Origin of the sequence: Shewanella sp. 10N.286.52.A9, assembly GCF_041468985.1 — a bacterium.
Taxonomy (GTDB): domain Bacteria; phylum Pseudomonadota; class Gammaproteobacteria; order Enterobacterales; family Shewanellaceae; genus Shewanella; species Shewanella japonica.
Genome location: NZ_JBFRJQ010000027.1, coordinates 67,630 through 86,031 on the forward strand (window position 1 = coordinate 67,630; position 18,402 = coordinate 86,031).

The 18,402-nt window shown below is 38.2% G+C and carries 11 protein-coding genes and 2 tRNA genes; 9 read left to right on the plus strand and 4 right to left on the minus strand.

Translation table 11 applies throughout. The annotated features are described in order from the left end of the window. The first annotated feature begins 45 nt into the window (after positions 1-45). The 7 genes from AB4128_RS17470 (at position 46) to AB4128_RS17500 (ending at position 10,598) form a co-directional block, all read left to right on the plus strand. Positions 46-1,098, plus strand: a complete 1,053-nt coding sequence (locus AB4128_RS17470; RefSeq protein WP_119969259.1) for a glycoside hydrolase family 43 protein — start codon at positions 46-48, stop codon at positions 1,096-1,098. A 317-nt stretch (positions 1,099-1,415) separates the two neighbouring features. Next, positions 1,416-4,427, plus strand: a complete 3,012-nt coding sequence (locus tag AB4128_RS17475; RefSeq protein ID WP_372038447.1) for a TonB-dependent receptor — start codon at positions 1,416-1,418, stop codon at positions 4,425-4,427. A gap of 77 nt (positions 4,428-4,504) precedes the next feature. Then, positions 4,505-6,190 carry a tryptophan halogenase family protein gene (locus tag AB4128_RS17480; protein WP_372038449.1) on the plus strand — a complete coding sequence of 562 codons (1,686 nt, stop codon included), beginning with the start codon at positions 4,505-4,507 and terminating at the stop codon, positions 6,188-6,190. Between the two features lie 72 nt (positions 6,191-6,262). Beyond that, positions 6,263-6,988, plus strand: coding sequence for a SapC family protein (locus tag AB4128_RS17485; protein ID WP_065108105.1), 726 nt, complete (start codon positions 6,263-6,265; stop codon positions 6,986-6,988). Between the two features lie 62 nt (positions 6,989-7,050). Continuing rightward, positions 7,051-8,067 carry a cupin-like domain-containing protein gene (locus AB4128_RS17490; RefSeq protein ID WP_055023959.1) on the plus strand — a complete coding sequence of 339 codons (1,017 nt, stop codon included), beginning with the start codon at positions 7,051-7,053 and terminating at the stop codon, positions 8,065-8,067. A gap of 58 nt (positions 8,068-8,125) precedes the next feature. Beyond that, positions 8,126-9,616, plus strand: a complete 1,491-nt coding sequence (locus AB4128_RS17495) for a tryptophan halogenase family protein (RefSeq protein WP_372038450.1) — start codon at positions 8,126-8,128, stop codon at positions 9,614-9,616. 133 nt (positions 9,617-9,749) lie between these two features. After that, entirely contained in the window at positions 9,750-10,598 is an 849-nt protein-coding gene (locus AB4128_RS17500) for a ThuA domain-containing protein (protein ID WP_372038451.1), read from the plus strand. 8 nt (positions 10,599-10,606) lie between these two features. On the opposite strand, the gene AB4128_RS17505 is transcribed toward AB4128_RS17500, so the two are convergent. After that, positions 10,607-11,659: an SMP-30/gluconolactonase/LRE family protein gene (locus AB4128_RS17505; RefSeq protein ID WP_372038452.1), complete on the minus strand. Its 1,053-nt coding sequence runs from the start codon at positions 11,657-11,659 to the stop codon at positions 10,607-10,609. Between the two features lie 289 nt (positions 11,660-11,948). On the opposite strand from AB4128_RS17505, the gene AB4128_RS17510 reads away from it, so the two are divergent. Both AB4128_RS17510 and AB4128_RS17515 read left to right on the plus strand, forming a co-directional pair. Beyond that, on the plus strand, positions 11,949-13,049 hold the full coding sequence (locus AB4128_RS17510) for an endo-1,4-beta-xylanase (protein ID WP_372038453.1): 1,101 nt from the start codon (positions 11,949-11,951) through the stop codon (positions 13,047-13,049). A 556-nt stretch (positions 13,050-13,605) separates the two neighbouring features. After that, a complete protein-coding gene (locus AB4128_RS17515; RefSeq protein WP_372038454.1) occupies positions 13,606-16,542 on the plus strand; it encodes an endo-1,4-beta-xylanase in 2,937 nt (978 codons plus the stop codon). A gap of 100 nt (positions 16,543-16,642) precedes the next feature. Here AB4128_RS17515 and AB4128_RS17520 read toward each other — a convergent pair. The 3 genes from AB4128_RS17520 to AB4128_RS17530 form a co-directional block, all read right to left on the minus strand. Further along, positions 16,643-16,719: transfer RNA gene (locus tag AB4128_RS17520), tRNA-Val, on the minus strand. 15 nt (positions 16,720-16,734) lie between these two features. Further along, positions 16,735-16,811: transfer RNA gene (locus AB4128_RS17525), tRNA-Val, on the minus strand. A gap of 210 nt (positions 16,812-17,021) precedes the next feature. After that, a complete protein-coding gene (locus AB4128_RS17530; protein WP_065108099.1) occupies positions 17,022-18,392 on the minus strand; it encodes an MATE family efflux transporter in 1,371 nt (456 codons plus the stop codon). Positions 18,393-18,402: the final 10 nt, after the last annotated feature.

Sequence of the window (18,402 nt, forward strand, 5' to 3'; positions counted from 1 at the left end):
ATAACAAGTTTGCCAACGTTTAATAATGGATGAGATGTAAACAACATGGAATCGGAAAAGAAACCAGAAGCTGAAATGAGTGATGCTGAGCGTAAACAACAACTTGACTTAAAGAAAGCGGGATCTTTTAAGCCTAAGAATCCGCCTTTAATCACTAATATTTATACAGCAGATCCTTCGGCTCATGTATTTAACGAAAAGATTTATATTTACCCTTCACATGATATTGAGACCGACAGTGCGATAAATGACGATGGCGACCATTTTGCTATGCGTGATTATCATGTTCTTTCGATAGATAACCATAGTGAAGAAGTGACAGATCACGGCGTGGCATTAAGTTTAGAAGACATTAAATGGGCTTCAAAGCAACTATGGGCACCTGATGCCGCAGAAAAATCGGGTCAATTTTATTTCTATTTTCCAGCTCGTGATTATGACGGTATTTTTAGAATTGGTGTTGCGATTAGTGACACGCCATCTGGGCCTTTTAAAGCACAGGAAAACTATATCGAAGGGAGCTTCAGTATCGATCCCGCCGTGTTTAAAGATGATGATGGCAGTTATTACCTTTATTTTGGTGGTTTATGGGGCGGTCAGCTACAAAACTGGCGTGATGGTAAATTTAGTATTCAAGATAGCTACCCAGCTGATAATGAGCCTGCGTTACCAGCAAAAATGGCTAAATTATCAGACGATATGTTAACGCTTGCTGAGCCTGTAAAAGATATTGTGATTGTTGATGAATCAGGCGCTCCAATCACAACAGGTGATAACGAGAGACGCTTTTTTGAAGCATCGTGGCTACATAAATATCAAGGCAAGTATTACTTTTCATATTCGACAGGTGATACCCATAAAATTGTTTATGGCATAGCAGATAACCCTTATGGACCATTTGTTTATCAAGGTGTGATTTTAAATCCAGTTTTAGGATGGACGAATCATCATTCAATTGTATTTCATCAAGAAAAATGGTGGTTGTTTTATCATGACTCTAGTTTGTCATCAGGAAAAACCCATCTGAGATGCGTAAAGAAAACAGAATTAATACACGATATAAATGGCAAGATTTTGCCAATAACCGCGTATGACTAGCATTAGAGCAAATTTTTTTGCTTATTTTAGTTATGGTCAAGTTGACATTAAATTATTAAGTCAATACAGACGATGTCAACGAGAAATAAAGCTGTAGTCAATTTTTTACAGCTTATGAAGCAATAAATGTACAGAGTATCGGTAAGGACTTGATAGTTAATGCTTTTAACTATTTAATAACATCTAAACCGATAGCAGTCTTTGTTAGCACTCTTTATTGATAATGATAATTAGGTTTTCAAGTTTTTTATTGGCTTGTGTAAACCAAAAAGGAGTCATTGCCGATTTGGCAATAATGAAGAAAAGGGGAGAGTTAGATGTTTAACAAAACGATTATAACAACTTCGATTCTAGCAGCATTAAGTTCAATGGCTGCTAATAACAGCTACGCTGATGAAGAAGTTGAAGTCATTACCGTTACGGGTATTCGTGGAGGCTTAGAAAGAGCCATGGATATTAAACGTGAATCAGAAGGTGTTGTTGATGCAATTTCTGCAGAAGATATCGGTAAATTTCCAGATACCAACTTAGCAGAATCATTACAGCGTATTACTGGTGTATCTATTGACCGAGCTAGTGGGGAAGGCAGTCGTGTCACTGTACGTGGTTTTGGCGCAGCGAATAACTTAATAACTTTAAATGGCCGTCAATTACCAAATACAACAGGCGACAGAACGTTTGATTTTGCCAATGTTGCAGCTGAAAGTGTTAATGGGGTGCAAGTTTATAAAACCTCTAATGCCAGTGTTACATCAGGTGGTATTGGTGCAACGATTAATCTTACAACGTTTAAACCACTTGATAATCCAGGATTAAAAGCCACTATCAGTGGTAAAGCAATTGAAGATAAGTCATCAGATAAAGCCAGTACAACACCAGAGCTAAGTGGTCTTTATTCACAAACTTTTGCTGATGATAAATTTGGTATTGCCATTTCAGGCAGTTATCAGGAACGTGAAAGTGGCATGCAGCAATTCCTTCAAGATCAAGGCTATCGTGCAAGTGACTATACTAATACTGGCTGGGGTGGTGTTCCTGCAGGTGCTGAAGGTGGTACAAATCGTCCAACTTCTGGTATTTACTCAAATGCACAACAACCTCGTTATATCTTTGAAGAACGTCAACGCGAACGCATAAATGGTCAAGTAACTCTGCAATATCGCCCAGTTGAAAGCTTCACTGCAACAGTCGATTACACTACGTTTAGAAATAACATCGAAGAACAGCATACTGATGCATCTGTATGGTTTAACTATGCTGGTGATAGAAGTGAATCTGTTTGGAGCGGAGAACCTAACGCATGGCCTGAGATTTACTCTGAAATTTATAACATCAATAGTCCTGCAGATTTACAAGATACGTCATTAACTGTCGGAGCTTGGGGCCGTGAAGAAACAACAGATTCTATTGGTATTAACTTAGATTGGGATGTGACTGACGATTTGTCTTTAACGTTAGACTATCATAACTCCTCAGCGGCGATGGAAGCGAGTGATCCTAGGCACGGAACACGTAATAACGTACAACTTCCTTCTTATACCCGTAGCCGTACAGGTCTTGACTTAACCGGCAGTCTTCCGGGGATTGCAACTGGTAATATCGAAAACTTTAATCCTAGCACGATGCGTTTATCGGGAAGTTGGTTTGCTAATGACAAATACTCTTCTGATATTGAGCAAACTCAATTAAGTGGTAAATATCATTTAAATGAAGATTTAAATATCGACTTTGGTGTCGCATATAATAAAGTGAATAACCATTATCGTCATACTCAAGTTCAGCGCCCAGATTGGGGTGGTGTTGGTGAGGTGGGTGACTTCGCTGGTATTGATTGGACTGAAGACACTATCTTAGATAAATTTTCTGGTACACCAGGCAATTTCGAAGGAACGCCTACGCAAGAAGATTATGATCTATTCAACAAAATCTTTTATGCCGATTTCGACCAGATTGTTAATGCTGCAGAACTTGCTGATCCTGAAGCGAATGTTGATGGTTTATACGGTGATTGTCAGGCTGCCCCAGGCGCGGCATCAGGCCCTAATGGTGAAGGTCAATTCTGTGCTTCAACGCAATGGGATGCAGGAACAAACCGCTTTACAGAAGAGAAAACTACAGCTGCTTATTTGCAAGCCAACTACTTTGGCGAAATCTCGGATATGCCTTTTAGTGTTCACGTAGGATTACGCTATGAACAAACAGATGTGTTTTCACAAGCGTCTGCTCCAGGTTATAGCCGTGTTGAATGGACCGAAGCAACCTCAACTTCGGTAACAGGTATCACAGGTATTGAATCTTTGAGTCAATCAGCTGATTACGACCAATTCTTGCCTAATTTAAACTTCAATTTATCAGTTACTGATGATGTTATGGTGCGTGCTGCTGCAAGTAAAACCATTTCACGTGCAAGTTACAATGATTTGCTAGGTGGAACTTCAATTAATACTGGTGGCAGTTTAAGTGGTTACTCTGGTAGTTCAGGAAATCCAGGACTTGAACCTTTAGAATCAATTAACTACGACTTCACCGGTGAGTGGTATTACGATGAAGGCAGCTATGCCTCTGTTGGTTACTTTAGAAAAGATGTCTCGAATTGGATCCGTACCGGAACAACCACCTCTAATATTTTCAATTTATCAAATCCATTAAGTGGACAAAAGTTTGATTCAGCAGTTGCTGCATTGGGTGCTGGTGCAACGAACGAGGAAATTCGCGAGTATATTTTCGAGAATTATGAAAATGATCCGAATGTTCAACCAAACTATGATGCAGACGGTAACTTAGATGGCGGAACAATTATTGGTGATCCTGCTACCGACGACGAAGTCACATTTAACTTGAATGTTCCTGTTAATGGCGATGAAGAACACACCATTGATGGCTTCGAATTTAATGTTCAGCATTTATTTGGCGAAACTGGCTTTGGCGGTATCGTTAACTACACCATGGTTAACTCAGATCTTGAATACGATAATAATTCGCTAGAAGACACTGAAGCATTAGTTGGGTTAAGTGATACGGCCAACTTAGTTTTATTCTACGATAATTATGGTTTACAAGCGCGTGTTGCTTATAACTGGCGTGATGCATTTTTAAATGAGCGTCGTGTAAATGGTGATTTAACTGCGCCTATTTATACTGACGAATATTATCAGATAGATTTCAACGTAAGTTATGACATCCCTGCTGTAGAAGGCCTAACAGTATTCTTAGAAGGTATAAACGTGACTGAAGAGTACGTGAAAGAATACGGTCGTGTTGATCAGTTAGTGTATAAAATAACTCAAACAGGAGCACGTTATGGCTTAGGAGTTAGATATACATTCTAACAATACGTCACTGGCTCATCTATTTCGGTAGATGAGTCAGTACGATTAATTTGAATGTTTATCTAGTGGATCACAACATGACTTCAACAGCCATTAAAAATATCGTTATTGTTGGGGGCGGAACTGCGGGTTGGTTAACCGCTGCAATTTTGGCTTCTAAAATAACTCATGATGCTGTCACTATTACCTTAATCGAATCACCTGATATCGCGACAATCGGTGTCGGTGAAGGGACGTGGCCTTCAATGCGTCAAACTTTACAAGATATAGGTATTAGTGAGGCTGAGTTTTTAACTGAGTGCGATGCCAGTTTCAAACAAGCCTCAAAGTTTATTAATTGGAATGTGAGTGATATTAGTTGTAGTGATAATTCTGTCACTCATAGTTATTACCATCCATTTTCACTGATTAGCTTCCCCTTTACCGATGCTTTCAAGCAATATCAAACGATAAAAAATAATTTACCGTTTGATATCAAGTTTGCCGATGCTATGGGGTATCAAACCCAGTTATGTCAGCAAAATCTCGCACCTAAGCAGATATCAACACCAGAGTACCAATTCGTTTGTAATTATGGATACCATTTAGATGCGGCAAAATTTGCAAACTTATTAAAACAACATTGCGTGAATAGACTTAAGGTGAGTCATATCGCTGCTAATGTGGTTGGTATAAATAACGTAAACCAAGGCGTTGATGTTCAAATATCAGATACCGAGTATTCTGAAAATAATAGCGTTACTTACCGCCATGGGCATATTGAATCAGTGACGATTAAAGATTCAAGTAACAGGGATAGAAAGATTCAAGGTGATTTGTTCATTGACTGCAGCGGTCAGCATTCATTGTTATTAGGCCAGCATTACAAGATCCCATTAGCGTGTCAAAAATCAATATTATTTAATGACAGTGCAATAGCGGTTCAAATCCCTAACGACACTGCAGCCAGTATAAACTCAAGTACGTTATCAACAGCTGTAAGTGCGGGGTGGATTTGGGATATTGGGCTACAAACAAGAAGAGGTGTAGGTCATGTATATTCCTCTTCTCATCAAACAAAGGATGAGGCCTTAACTGAAATTAAGCGCTATATCGCGGCAAGTACGCCTAATTTGTCTGAGCAGCAACTAGAAAATTTGTCATTTAAACATCTTGCTTTTTCACCAGGTTTTCGTCGCCAATTCTGGTATAAAAACTGTGTCGCAGTAGGGATGTCTGCGGGATTTATAGAACCACTTGAAGCGTCTGCCATTGCGCTTGTTGAACAGTCTGCAATTGAAATTGCACAACAATTTCCAACAGATTTGGCAATTCTTCCAATCGTTACTGAGCGTTTTAATGAGCGCATGAAGTTACATTGGCAGCAAATTATCGAATTTTTAAAATTGCACTATGTCTTATCCAAGCGACGAGATAGCCAATATTGGTGCGATCATCAAACATTAAGCTCAGTACCTGATTCACTAAAAACATTACTCAATCTGTGGCAACACCAATTACCAAGTGCAGCGGATATTACTCACGTGAATCCTCTCTTTCCTAGTGCGAGTTACCAATATGTTTATATGGGAATGAAGGAGACGACAACAGCTAATACACCTGATCCAAAGGTTAATTTATTGAGTCCAAACTCAGGCATCACTCCTCGTTATATCGCCTTTTTAGAAGATGTGATGAGTAAGCGACAAACATTATCTCAACGAATGAAATCTAATCGGGAACTGTTAGATCTTGTTAGGCAACAAGGCTTTTCTGCTATCTAACTAAAAAAACTAACCAAGATAAACAAAATAATATGAGATTGTGGGAAAGGGCAATCTTGTCGGGAGAATAAGATGAATCATGTATTACTTAATAATGTAGAGCACAAAGAATTACGTATCAATACTCAGCGTTCAGCAGAACTTGGTGATGATTTATGGTTTGCTGCAACTTTTTTAGCAGAGATCAAAACTGCGCAAGCCCATTATCCCATCTTATTTCAGAAGCATTCTGATACTGGCGAGTTTAGCCCTGTCACCTTATTTGGTTTTAAAAACCAAGAAAATCTGTTTTTAACTGAAAACGGCTGGGATGCGAGTTATATCCCACTATCAGTTCAAAGGATGCCTTTTTATATTGGCTATCAAAAAACAGCGCAAGACGGTGTTACTGATATGCAACGTGTGATTACTTTAGATACAGACTCTCCGAGAGTGAGTAGCAACCAAGGTACAGCATTGTTTCTTCCGCTAGGTGGTAACAGTGATTATCTAGAACATATTGGCAGTGTGCTTGAAACCCTACACCTAGGTTTACAAGAAAATCAGCAATTTATAGCAGCGTTAATCCATTGTGATTTATTAGAATCAGTGTCAATGGACATTAAATTAAATGATAGCTCTCATCATCAATTAATTGGATTTTATATCATTAATGAAGAACGACTAGCCAAATTAGAAGATGCAGAACTCCTAGGACTTCACCATGCAGGTTATTTAGAAGTCATTTACATGATTATCGCGTCTCAAGCTCACATTAATAAGCTGATTGAACGAAAAAATAAACAGCTAAACAATTAACTTCAGAGTGTTAACAGTAAAGGTTGACTTACCCCCTCACAGAGTTGATTGAAGAGAATGATATGGCCAATAAAAAATTAGTAATTAGTGAATATACTGGTGTCACGCCCCAGAATATCGACAGAACACTGTTATATTCAGAGCAACCAGTCATATTAAAAAACTTTGCCAGTGATTGGACACTTGTTCACCATGGTAAAAAGTCATTACTTAAAGCCATGGATTATTTACGTAAAAAATTTGATGGTGATAGTGTTAATGCTTGTTATCTACACAACGACCATCAAGGGCGAGTTTTTTATAATAAAGATTTGTCAGGATTTAATTTTGATCCTGTGCAGTTGCCTTTAAATGATGTATTAGCACAACTCATTGACCAAATCTCAAAGCCGCATCCCGATACCATTTATGTAGGTTCAACGAGCATTAAGCACTATTTCCCTGAATTATTGGAAGAAATTACAATCGATACCATGCCAGATGATGCATTAACGAATATCTGGATGGGTAATCAAACAAATATATCAGCGCATTATGATGTTGCACAAAACCTAGCATGTTCAGTCGTTGGAAGGCGTCGTTTTACTTTATTTCCGCCTGAGCAAATAGATAACCTTTATATTGGTCCGATAGATCTTGCTCCTGGAGGTCAGCCAATTAGCTTAGCTGATTTAACAAATCCCGATTTTGAGCGATACCCAAAGCTTAAACATGCCTTTAACGCTTCTCAAGTTGTCGAATTAGAAGTGGGTGATGCGTTGATTATTCCTAGCATGTGGTGGCATCAAGTTGAAGCCTTAGCACCATTTAATGTGTTAATTAACTACTGGTTTACATCGGGCTTGGGGCATTTAGGTCAACCGAGTAACGCTTTAATGCACGGTATTTTAAGTCTCCGTGACTTACCTAAAGTGCAAAAAGATGCTTGGAAAAAATTGTTCGATCATTATGTTTTTAACGATGAATACAGTAATTTTGAACATATCCAACCATCTGCACAAGGTGTTTTACGCTCTCCATTAAATGAAATAACGGCAAGAAAATTACGTGCGCAAATTCAAAATCAGTTAAGGCGCTAAAGTTTTAATATAGAATAAAAACAATAACCTAATAATCTAGGTACAAGTGGGGATTACAATGTCAAATAAAATTAAAAATGTAGTTATAGCTGGTGGCGGAACGGCTGGTTGGATGGCTGCTGCGGCTTTCTCAAAATTATTAGGAAAGCATATTTCAGTCACTTTAATTGAATCTGATAACATTCCTACCGTTGGTGTTGGTGAAGCGACAATCCCTACGCTTCATTTATTTCATGACCTGTTAAAAATTAAAGAGTCAGATTTTATGGCGGCAACGAATGCGACTTTCAAGCTTGGAATTTCTTTTGAGAACTGGAAACAAGTGAATGAAGATTATATGCATTCGTTTGGCTATATTGGCCAAAGTTGCTGGGCTGCTGGTTTCCAGCATTTTTGGCTCAAAGGTTATCAACAGGGGATAGCGAGTGACATTGGTGACTATTGCCCTGAACATTTAGCCTGTCGATTAGGTAAATTCGCCGCTTTACCTAATCAAGACCGCAACCATGCTTTTCATACCGATGCCGGTTTATATGCAAAGTTTTTACGTGCCATTTCTGAACAACATGGTGCCAAACGGGTTGAAGGTACTATTTCGAAAGTTAACCTTAATCATTCAAACGGTTTTATAAAATCGCTGACCTTAGCTGATGGTCAACAGATCAACGGCGATTTATTTATTGATTGCACAGGATTTAAAGGATTACTCATTGAAGAAGCACTTCATACTGGTTACGAAGATTGGCGTCACTGGTTACCTTGTGATAGCGCTATTGCAGTGCAAACAAGGCAAACTAAACCGTTAGTGCCGTACACACGCTCAATAGCGCATCCATCGGGTTGGCAATGGCAAATACCACTTCAAAATAGAATGGGTAATGGCTTAGTGTTTTGTAGTAAATACATGACAGACCAGCAAGCAAAAGACCTGCTGCTTGAAAACATTGAAGGTGACAAGCTCAATGAACCTAGAGTCCTGAAGTTTAAAACTGGTACTCGCCGTAAACACTGGAACAAAAACTGTGTAGCAATTGGTCTTGCTAGTGGCTTTATTGAGCCACTAGAATCCACGAGTATCCATTTAATTCAACAAAGTGTCGTTAGATTGATGCAAAGCTTACCTTCTACAGAAATGGAACCAGCTGTAGTTGATGATTTTAATCGAAAGATGCGACTTGAAATCGAAAATGTTCGCGACTTTATTGTGCTGCACTATCATGTAACTCAGCGAGATGACAGTGAGTTTTGGCGCTATTGTAAATCGATGGAAATACCAAAAAGCTTACAAGATAGAATTGATTTGTTTGTACAAAGTGCACAAGTATATAAAACAGATCAAGAATTGTTTGGCGAAGCGTCATGGTTACAAGTGATGATTGGACAAGGACTCATGCCCAAAGAATATCATCCAATCGTCGATAACATGTCTGACGAGGAGTTAGCGGGTTTTCTAAATACCATAAAATCAACAATTCAGAGAAGGGTAAACAGCTTACCTAATCATGTGGATTTTATTCAAAATTATTGCCGCTCTGCTGAAATGAGCTAAGTTAATTTTAAACATCTGCCATTTTTTATTTAACTTGGCTTTGATAAAACAGTAGGGCTAAATTTTTATAAGCTTGCTATTAGCTGATAGTTAACTGCTAACTTTTAAATAATTCTATTAGGAATAACAGATTATGATCAGTAAAAATTATCAGTTATCTCGTGTTTTTGTATCTAGTTTTTATCAATCCAAATTACTTGGTTTTTTGCTTCTATTATTTATTTCAGCTTGGTGTTGTACGATTAAACAAGTTAATGCCACGGGGTTTGATACGTTGCCTAAAAAGCAATTTAATGTATTAGTTTTTAGTAAAACCTCTGGTTGGCATCATAAATCTATATTAAATGGAGTAAAGGCAATAGAGGAATTGGCCGAGAGACATTTCTTCAATGCTATCTGGCATCAGGAAGCACATTATATTAATACCCAGTACCTTGCAGATGTGGATGTGGTTATTTTCTTGGCAACAAGTGGCGACATTTTAAATGAAAAGCAAAAGCAAGCACTCGAAACATATGTTCAAAGCGGTAAAGGTTTTGTAGGTATTCACAGCGCTGCTGATACTGAATACAGTTGGGAGTGGTACCATAAATTAATTGGCCATACGTTTATCATTCATCCAACAGTCCAAACTGCGCTCGTCAATAAAACTGCCATTGATTTTGTCGGATCTGAACAATTGCCTGCTTCTTTTTGGTTTACAGACGAGTGGTACGACTTTAGTGAGGCCAATACACCATCTTTGCAATACTTATTAACCGTAGACGAACAGACTTATCAAACGCAATCTGATTGGGGAAACAAACAGGGTGATGGGATGGGAGATTTTCACCCCATTGCGTGGTTTCAATATTTTGATGGTGGTCGCTCATTTTATACAGGCTTAGGTCATCTGGGTGCAGTGTATCAAGACCCGTTGTTTTTAGCCCATTTATACGGGGGCATTTATTGGGCGGCAACAGGCCTTGGTTATCGTCAGTAAAGTATTATTTAACCAGGAACTTTTGTTGTCAGTTTGAATAGCCCATTACCTGTTGTAATGAGCAGTGTTTTCATATCTTTTCCACCAAAAGCGACATTAGTCAATTTGGGTGCAATGAACACTGACTGAATCAAATTTCCTTTTTTATTATAAATTTTTATAAAACCCTCGTTATGACTTGTAGCATATAAATTGCCAGCACAATCAATAGCCATTCCATCAGGTGTATCTATACTAATTTTTTGCGTAATTTCTGCTAATGTCTTATCCGTTGTTAAGCGATAAACATAAATATGATGCGAGTAATCCCCGATATAAATATGCTTTTCATCCCTAGATAAAGCGATTCCATTAGGTTTATTAAGTGACTTATTAATAAGCTGGACATGACCTTGCTTGTTTAACATATAAACACCAGTATAAGGAGTTTGCTGCTCTCGTGGCCCTAACTGCCAATCAGGATCAGTAAAATACAGTATTTCATCTTTATCCATGACGGCATCATTAGGAGAATTAAATTGTTGGCCTTGAAACTGGTTAGTAATGACGTGTTGATTTAATGACGACAAATTCATCTTGCTGATACCACGGTTAGCATGATCAAGCAGGTATAACTCATTACCTTTAGCGTATAACCCATTCGTACCAACATTATTGATTAGTTTATTGACACCGTCTTGATGACTCCATGTAAAAATTGTTGAAATAGGTCCTGATGTCTGAGGCCCGTCAAAATCCATTTCTGAAAAATAAAACTGTTGTTTCACTGATGACCAGGTTGGTCCTTCGAGAAATCCTAGATCTTTAGTAATCAATTTTGGTGTGGGATTAACAGGTAAAGGTGGAATATCTGAATGACATTGTGCTTTTGTATCTATCGCAGCGTTTGCCTTGTTGTTTGAATAAGAGTTGATTGACCTTGTATCACTTGAGCTTTGAATAAATTCTTGTTGAGTGGCCTTATGAGGCTGAACAGGATTAGCGAAAACAGGAGAAGTAAAATAAAAGCTCATGCTAAAAACCAAAACCATATTTATGAAACAAAGATGTTTGCTGCCCATTTGATCCTTTTCCCAATATTCCCTGTTAATGATTGCTTAACATCATAATTACCTCGTATCTAATAGTCAAATTGACATTTAGTTGCGTCGTTATATATGCTTAAAAAAGTGAGGATAATTAAATCACTCATGAGGAAAAGCTAATTACAAAAGGAGGGGTAAATTGAATAGTCAAAGGTGTTCCAAGGGAAAAAGATACAAGAATATTACCAGTTCACTATATGGTGTTTATCTTAAGCCAATAATTATCTGTATTTTTACAAGTCTGTGTTTCTTTTCAGGGTATACGGTGGCGAATAATGAACAAACCCTAACTTTAGAGACTTTAAAAAATCACTATAATGGCCACTTTAAAGTTGGAGTTGCGATAAATGAATCAATCCTCAACGGTAATTCGCCTAAATTGACCGATATTGTAACGACTCAGTTCAATAGCATAACGTTAGAAAATGCCATGAAAGCTGAAGTTGTTAATCCTACACGTTCATATTATGAATTCACTGAAGCTGACAATTTTGTTGAGTTCGGTTTACAACATAAGATGTTCATTATTGGGCATACATTAGTTTGGCATAACCAAACACCTGATTGGTTTTTCTTACAACCTGACAACTCAGCAAATTCTTCTGAGCAGCAATTAGACAGAATGAAACAGCACATTAAACTTGTTGCAGGAAGATATGCTGGCAAAGTCGATGCATGGGATGTTGTTAATGAAGTGATTGGTGAGGATGGATATTATCGCCAAACGAATTGGGTTAAGGCCGTGGGTGATGGGGATAAACTTGTGAAATATGCATATCAGTTTGCTGCTGAATATGCACCCGATACAGAACTATATTACAACGATTTTAATGCATGGAGGCCAAATAAACGTGATGGCATCATCCGAATGGTCAAGTTACTACAGGATGAAGGCATTAGAATTGATGGTATCGGTATTCAAGCACATTGGGGACTTAATTATCCTGAAATTGAGCAAATTGAAGCAGCAATTGATGCATATGCAGCGCTCGGGTTAAAGGTAATGATTACAGAATTAGATATAGACGTACTACCATTTACCAAGCATGGGCAAGTCATTGGACAGGCTTTCTCACACCCACAATTTCAACTGTCAGAGTTTAAAGCATATTTAGACCCATATCGTGATGGTTTACCTGATTCGGTTCAAGTGCAACTTACTAAAAGATATCAGGCTTTGTTCGAATTGTTTTACCGTAAGAAGGATAAAATTGACCGAGTCACGTTTTGGGGAGTACATGACACAATGTCTTGGAAAAATGATTATCCTATTCCACAAAGAACAAACTATCCATTGTTATGGAATCGCGATTTAAGCTATAAACCTGCTCTAACTTCAATCTTGAACATACCGAAAATTCAATAACGGGCTAAATCTAGTATTGTGTAGCTAGTTCTAAGTTACGCAATATTTGATCAAACAATATTTTTAGTAACTATCTGAATTATTGTGAATAGATACATGACAACTGATTTATAAGTTGACCCAAAATCGCCAACAAATGATCTAAATTTTATCCTTGAAGCCTTTTGTAATGGGCATCAAGGGTATCTTTCAAAAATGATTGTTTATTGAAACAGCGTTAAGTGAATTTATCTGCTTAAAATCACATCAGAAAAAATAAACAAATAAACTTTATCAAGCCCAAATTGCCATCATTTAATTTTACTTAACATTAAGTAATGCCTTTATTTGCCAATAATTTAGTAAACCAAATTGTTTATCATTTGTGTGTATTACCAGTATCGGTATTGTGCTCTTTAAAATAGATAGATTAAAAATTCAGCTTGTTGTCAAAAAGACCATATGTTAGTTTTTTGTTATTCGGTTTAAAAAGCAGTCACTGAATAAGAGATAAAACAATCAAAAAATCATTTGGGCTTTCTTTGCCTTAAAACTGAATCTATTTAAGGATTAGTTAATGAACAAGCATGTAAAAAACAGTGGGTTATGCGCGTTAGCGTTAGCCACCTTAACAATAAATATTGCGGAGGCTGCTCCGCAAAAAAAATCGGATTGGAAAAAGTTTAATTTTTTCAGCCATGTCGAAACTCTTGCAGATGCAAGTAAAAAAGCACGTAAAAAAGTGGGGACGGCACCGAGTTATGGTGTCATGGCTTCAGGTGAAGAAGATTATTTATCACTACTTGCATCTGAGTTTAACTATATTACTCCTGAGAACGTAGCAAAGTGGGGACCTTTGCAACCTGTTAGCGCTAATGAATGGGATTTTAGTGCTTTTGATTCCATGTTGGCGGTTACCCAAGACAACAAACAAAAAGTTAAAGGGCACGCATTAATTTGGCACAGACAGGCACCAAATTTTGTCAATGAACAAGTTGATGCAGCAACGCTAGCACAAATGATTGATAATCATATCACCACCACAATGCAATATTATGCAGGTGAAATTTATGCCTGGGATGTTGTTAATGAGGTTATGGGTGATGATGCTAACTATAGACAATCAGTTTTTTACAAAAAATTAGGAAAATCTTATATTACTGATGCCTATATTTCAGCAAGGGCTGCTAATCCAAGAGCGAAATTATTTTACAACGATTATGGTATTGATTCCATCAATGCTAAATCAGATGCCGTTTATACCATGATGGCTGAATTAATTGCTGATGGTGTACCTATTGATGGAATAGGGTTTCAAATGCACCTAGATGCCGCTTCTGCACCTAGTACTGAAGAAATGACTGTAAATTTACAACGTTTTGCGGATCTTGGCTTATCAGTCAACATTAGTGAGATTGACGTTAGAATATCTTCACTTCCTTGGGACGACGTCACCAATCTAGCGATACAACAACAAGTTTATCATCGTGCTGTGAATGCATGTATGAATGTACGTCAATGTGATGCGTTTACGCTTTGGGGGTTCACTGACAAATACACCTGGATTGATGGAGAGTTTGGTGAAGATGATCCACTCATCTATGATGATCAATATCAACGTAAACCGGCATATTTTGGTGTTGCAGATGGTTTATTAAAAATTGAAGCTGATGAAGCAGGGCAACTACCCAATTTGATCGCTAACGGTAATTTAGAAATCGGTCTTGATGGCTGGTCGACCTGGGCTGGTGAACTTAAGCGAACCGCTTTTTTTGCAAAAAATGGCCGTGGTGGATTAAGAGTAAAGAACCGTACTGAAAATTGGCATGGGGCAGTTTACGATATCAGTGAAGTTATAAAACCCGCTCAAGAGTACGATACTAGTGTTTGGACTCGCGTACTTGCACGAAATCAACAAGTATCATTAAGTTTAATGACACAGTGTGATAGTGAAGGTGCGATATACCAATCCTTAGATACAGTCTCTCCTCGACTTTTTCGTTGGTCTCAAATTACGGCAAGCTTTACAACACCTGATTGCGACTCATTAACGGCATCTTTATATATAGAAGGCCCACAAGCAGGTATAGACTTATTTGTTGATGGCTTAACCCTTAGACCTAAACGCTTAGTGCCGAATACTGAAGGATTTGGGCCTAATCTAATTGATAATAGTGATTTTGAGCAAGTTAATCATGAATGGTTTCCATTTGGTGATCCTGTCTTAACAATAACAACTGATAATGCCTATTCGGGGTCGCAAAGCCTGCTTGCTGTCGACAGAACAGAAACCTGGCAGGGACCTGCATTAGATTTAACCAACATAGTAACAGCGGGTAATTCATATCAGTTATTTGCACAGAGTTTAATTTCAGCTTCTCAAGCCACCGTAAAAGCGACTATTCGAGTAACTTGTCCAGCTGGGGATCAATATATTGGTGTAGGAGGGACGACAGCCAGCAATACTGAGTGGCGTTTACTTGGCGGCTTGGTCACTATTCCTAATTGTAACTTCATTGAAGCTGTATTGTATTTTGAAGGGCCATCTCCTGAGGTAAATATATTCTTAGATGACGTGGTATTACATGAAGCCATCACGCAACCCATTAACGCGGTTATACAATATAGTGATTTTGAACATGGTCTTGATAGCTGGAGTGCGTGGGGCGGAGATTTACAAGTTACTTCAGCGCAGGCATATCAGGGGACTCAAAGTGCATTATTATCTAATAGAACTGGCACATGGCAAGGACCATTAATTGATTTATTATCACGTGTTCAAGCGGGTCAATTGATTAATATTAATGGATATACACGCATTGAAGGTATTGAATCCAATCCTGTTAACATTACAGTTAAAACACTCTGTGCTGGTGAAACAGAGCAATATCAACAATTAGCCAGTGTTCAAGCAACTAATGATGGTTGGACAGCTATAAATGGTTCGTTAACCTTACCAAATTGCCAATTGGAAGAGGTATTTGTTTACTTTGATGGACCTGTTATTGATGCAAATATCTATCTAGATGAAGTGACTATAAGTACAGAATTACTTGAAGACCCAAATAATCTCATCACGAACCCTCATTTTGAACAGGATACACAAGGTTGGGTAACATGGGGAGATGCAAATATTAGCCAAACTGATATCGATGCTCATTCAGGAAACTTTAGTGCATTGGTTCAAAATAGGACTGCAGAATGGCAGGGCGCCGTATATGATTTATTACCTACGGCAACAGCTGGTCAGACTTATCAAATCACGGCTTGGTCTAAAATCAGCAGCATGAGCACTATTGAACACAATATCTCTATTACAGTTAAATCACGTTGTGAAGGAGATAGTGAACAGTATAACGGCGTAGGCGCTGGGTTGATCAATAATCTTGATTGGCAACAAGTCACCGGTGAATTAGTGGTACCAGAATGTACATTAGCGGAGTTATTTATGTATTTTGATGGATTACCTATAGGAGTGGATTACTTATTAGATGACGTATCAGTTAATCCATAACTAACATTTTTATCCCCCCCCAACAAAACACCATTGATTATTGATGGTGTTTTTTTTGAGGCACAAAAAAACCAGCTTACGCTGGTTTAAAAGTTAAAGATGGTACAACTGAGTGGATTCGAACCACCGACCCCCACCATGTCAAGGTGGTGCTCTAACCAGCTGAGCTACAGTTGTATAATATCTTTTAAATGGTACAACTGAGTGGATTCGAACCACCGACCCCCACCATGTCAAGGTGGTGCTCTAACCAGCTGAGCTACAGTTGTATCGTTTAAAGACTACATATTCATGTAATCTTTGGAACGAGCGATATATTACGGTATACGTCGCTTGATGCAAGTAAAAAAACAAAAAAATTGTTTGAATGGTGAATTGCTGTTCAAATTGAATCTTATTACAGCACAAAGGCTAAGATTTATTTTATTTCCGCTGTAAAACTAAGATTTTATTTGGTTAATTCAAATCGATAGTCGCTATTAACTGCGTTCTTCAATGACTGCTTTCAATTTCCCAGATTTTTGTATGTATCTTAGACGCAGGGCAAATAATATTGCAGCACTAGTTAGGCCTGCAATAAGACCAATCCAAAAACCGTGTGCACCCATGGCTGGTACAATGATATCGGTTCTTGCTAATAAGTAACCTAACGTCATTCCGATAGCCCAATAAGACACAAGGGTAATATAAAAGGCACTTTGAGTATCTTTATAACCACGTAATGCACCTGCAGCAACCACTTGGATTGAGTCTGATAGCTGATACAGTGCCGCTAGGAACATTAAGCTACCAGCTAACGCGACCACTTCAGGGTTGTTATTATACAGTAGGGCAATTTGGGTTTTAAATAACACTGTGATCACGGCCGTAATGACGGCTAATGAAAAAGCAATGAATAACCCTATCTTGGTAACTAAGTTAGATATGTCGAGTTTGTCTTGTCCTAAGTAATAACCCACCCGGATAGACACTGCAATACCAATAGATAATGGCAACATAAATACGATAGATGAAAAATTTAGCGCTATCTGATGTCCAGCAACAACAGTTGCACCTAGTGGAGCTAACAATAATGCAATGACGGCGAATAAACTGACTTCAAAAAATAATGCCATTGCGATCGGCATACCGTGCTTCAACATTTCCCAAATGGTTTTCCAATTAGGTTTATTAAGGCGTTTAAAAGGTTCGATTTCGGCGAATTTTTGATGAAATTGCATGTAAATCATCATAGCAATCATCATAGCCCAAAATACGAGTGCTGTTGCAATACCACAACCTGCGCCGCCCATCGCTGGAACACCAAAATGTCCATAAATAAAAATATAATTAGCAGGAATATTCACAGCTAAACCAACAAAGCCGATGATCATAGTCGGTAGTGTATAGGAAATACCTTCAGAGCAACCTCTGAGTATCTGATACAAAATAAACGCTGGAACACCCCACATAAAACCATGTAAATATCCAGCACTTAACTCAGCAAGTTCTGGTTCTAATTCCATCATGTCGAAAATAGTTTGCGCAAATGAGAGGAACAGCAACACACCCAGACTACCAATTATGGCAATATAGAAAGCTTGTGACATGAGAGGTTGAATCGCTTTAGGATTATTTGCACCATGATGATGGGCAAATACAGGCGTAAATGCGAGAATAAGTCCTTGCACAAATAACAGTGCTGGTAACCAAAGACTAGTACCAATAGCAACCGCTGCCATATCAACAGCACTAACTCGACCTGCCATTACAGTGTCAATAAAGCCCATCATGGTTTGTGTAACTTGGGCAATTAAAACGGGCAAAGCTAATTGGATTAACTTTTTGGCTTGAAAGCCTGTGTGATTCATTAAGAAACCT

Bases quoted from the DNA above. Each gene is read 5' to 3' on its own strand.
- AB4128_RS17485 (WP_065108105.1), top strand. From the start codon at position 6,263: ATGAATCATGTATTACTTAATAATGTAGAGCACAAAGAATTACGTATC.
- AB4128_RS17475 (WP_372038447.1), top strand. From the start codon at position 1,416: ATGTTTAACAAAACGATTATAACAACTTCGATTCTAGCAGCATTAAGT.
- AB4128_RS17500 (WP_372038451.1), top strand. From the start codon at position 9,750: ATGATCAGTAAAAATTATCAGTTATCTCGTGTTTTTGTATCTAGTTTT.
- AB4128_RS17530 (WP_065108099.1), bottom strand. From the start codon at position 18,392: ATGAATCACACAGGCTTTCAAGCCAAAAAGTTAATCCAATTAGCTTTG.
- AB4128_RS17480 (WP_372038449.1), top strand. From the start codon at position 4,505: ATGACTTCAACAGCCATTAAAAATATCGTTATTGTTGGGGGCGGAACT.
- AB4128_RS17495 (WP_372038450.1), top strand. From the start codon at position 8,126: ATGTCAAATAAAATTAAAAATGTAGTTATAGCTGGTGGCGGAACGGCT.
- AB4128_RS17470 (WP_119969259.1), top strand. From the start codon at position 46: ATGGAATCGGAAAAGAAACCAGAAGCTGAAATGAGTGATGCTGAGCGT.
- AB4128_RS17515 (WP_372038454.1), top strand. From the start codon at position 13,606: ATGAACAAGCATGTAAAAAACAGTGGGTTATGCGCGTTAGCGTTAGCC.
- AB4128_RS17505 (WP_372038452.1), bottom strand. From the start codon at position 11,659: ATGGGCAGCAAACATCTTTGTTTCATAAATATGGTTTTGGTTTTTAGC.
- AB4128_RS17490 (WP_055023959.1), top strand. From the start codon at position 7,051: ATGGCCAATAAAAAATTAGTAATTAGTGAATATACTGGTGTCACGCCC.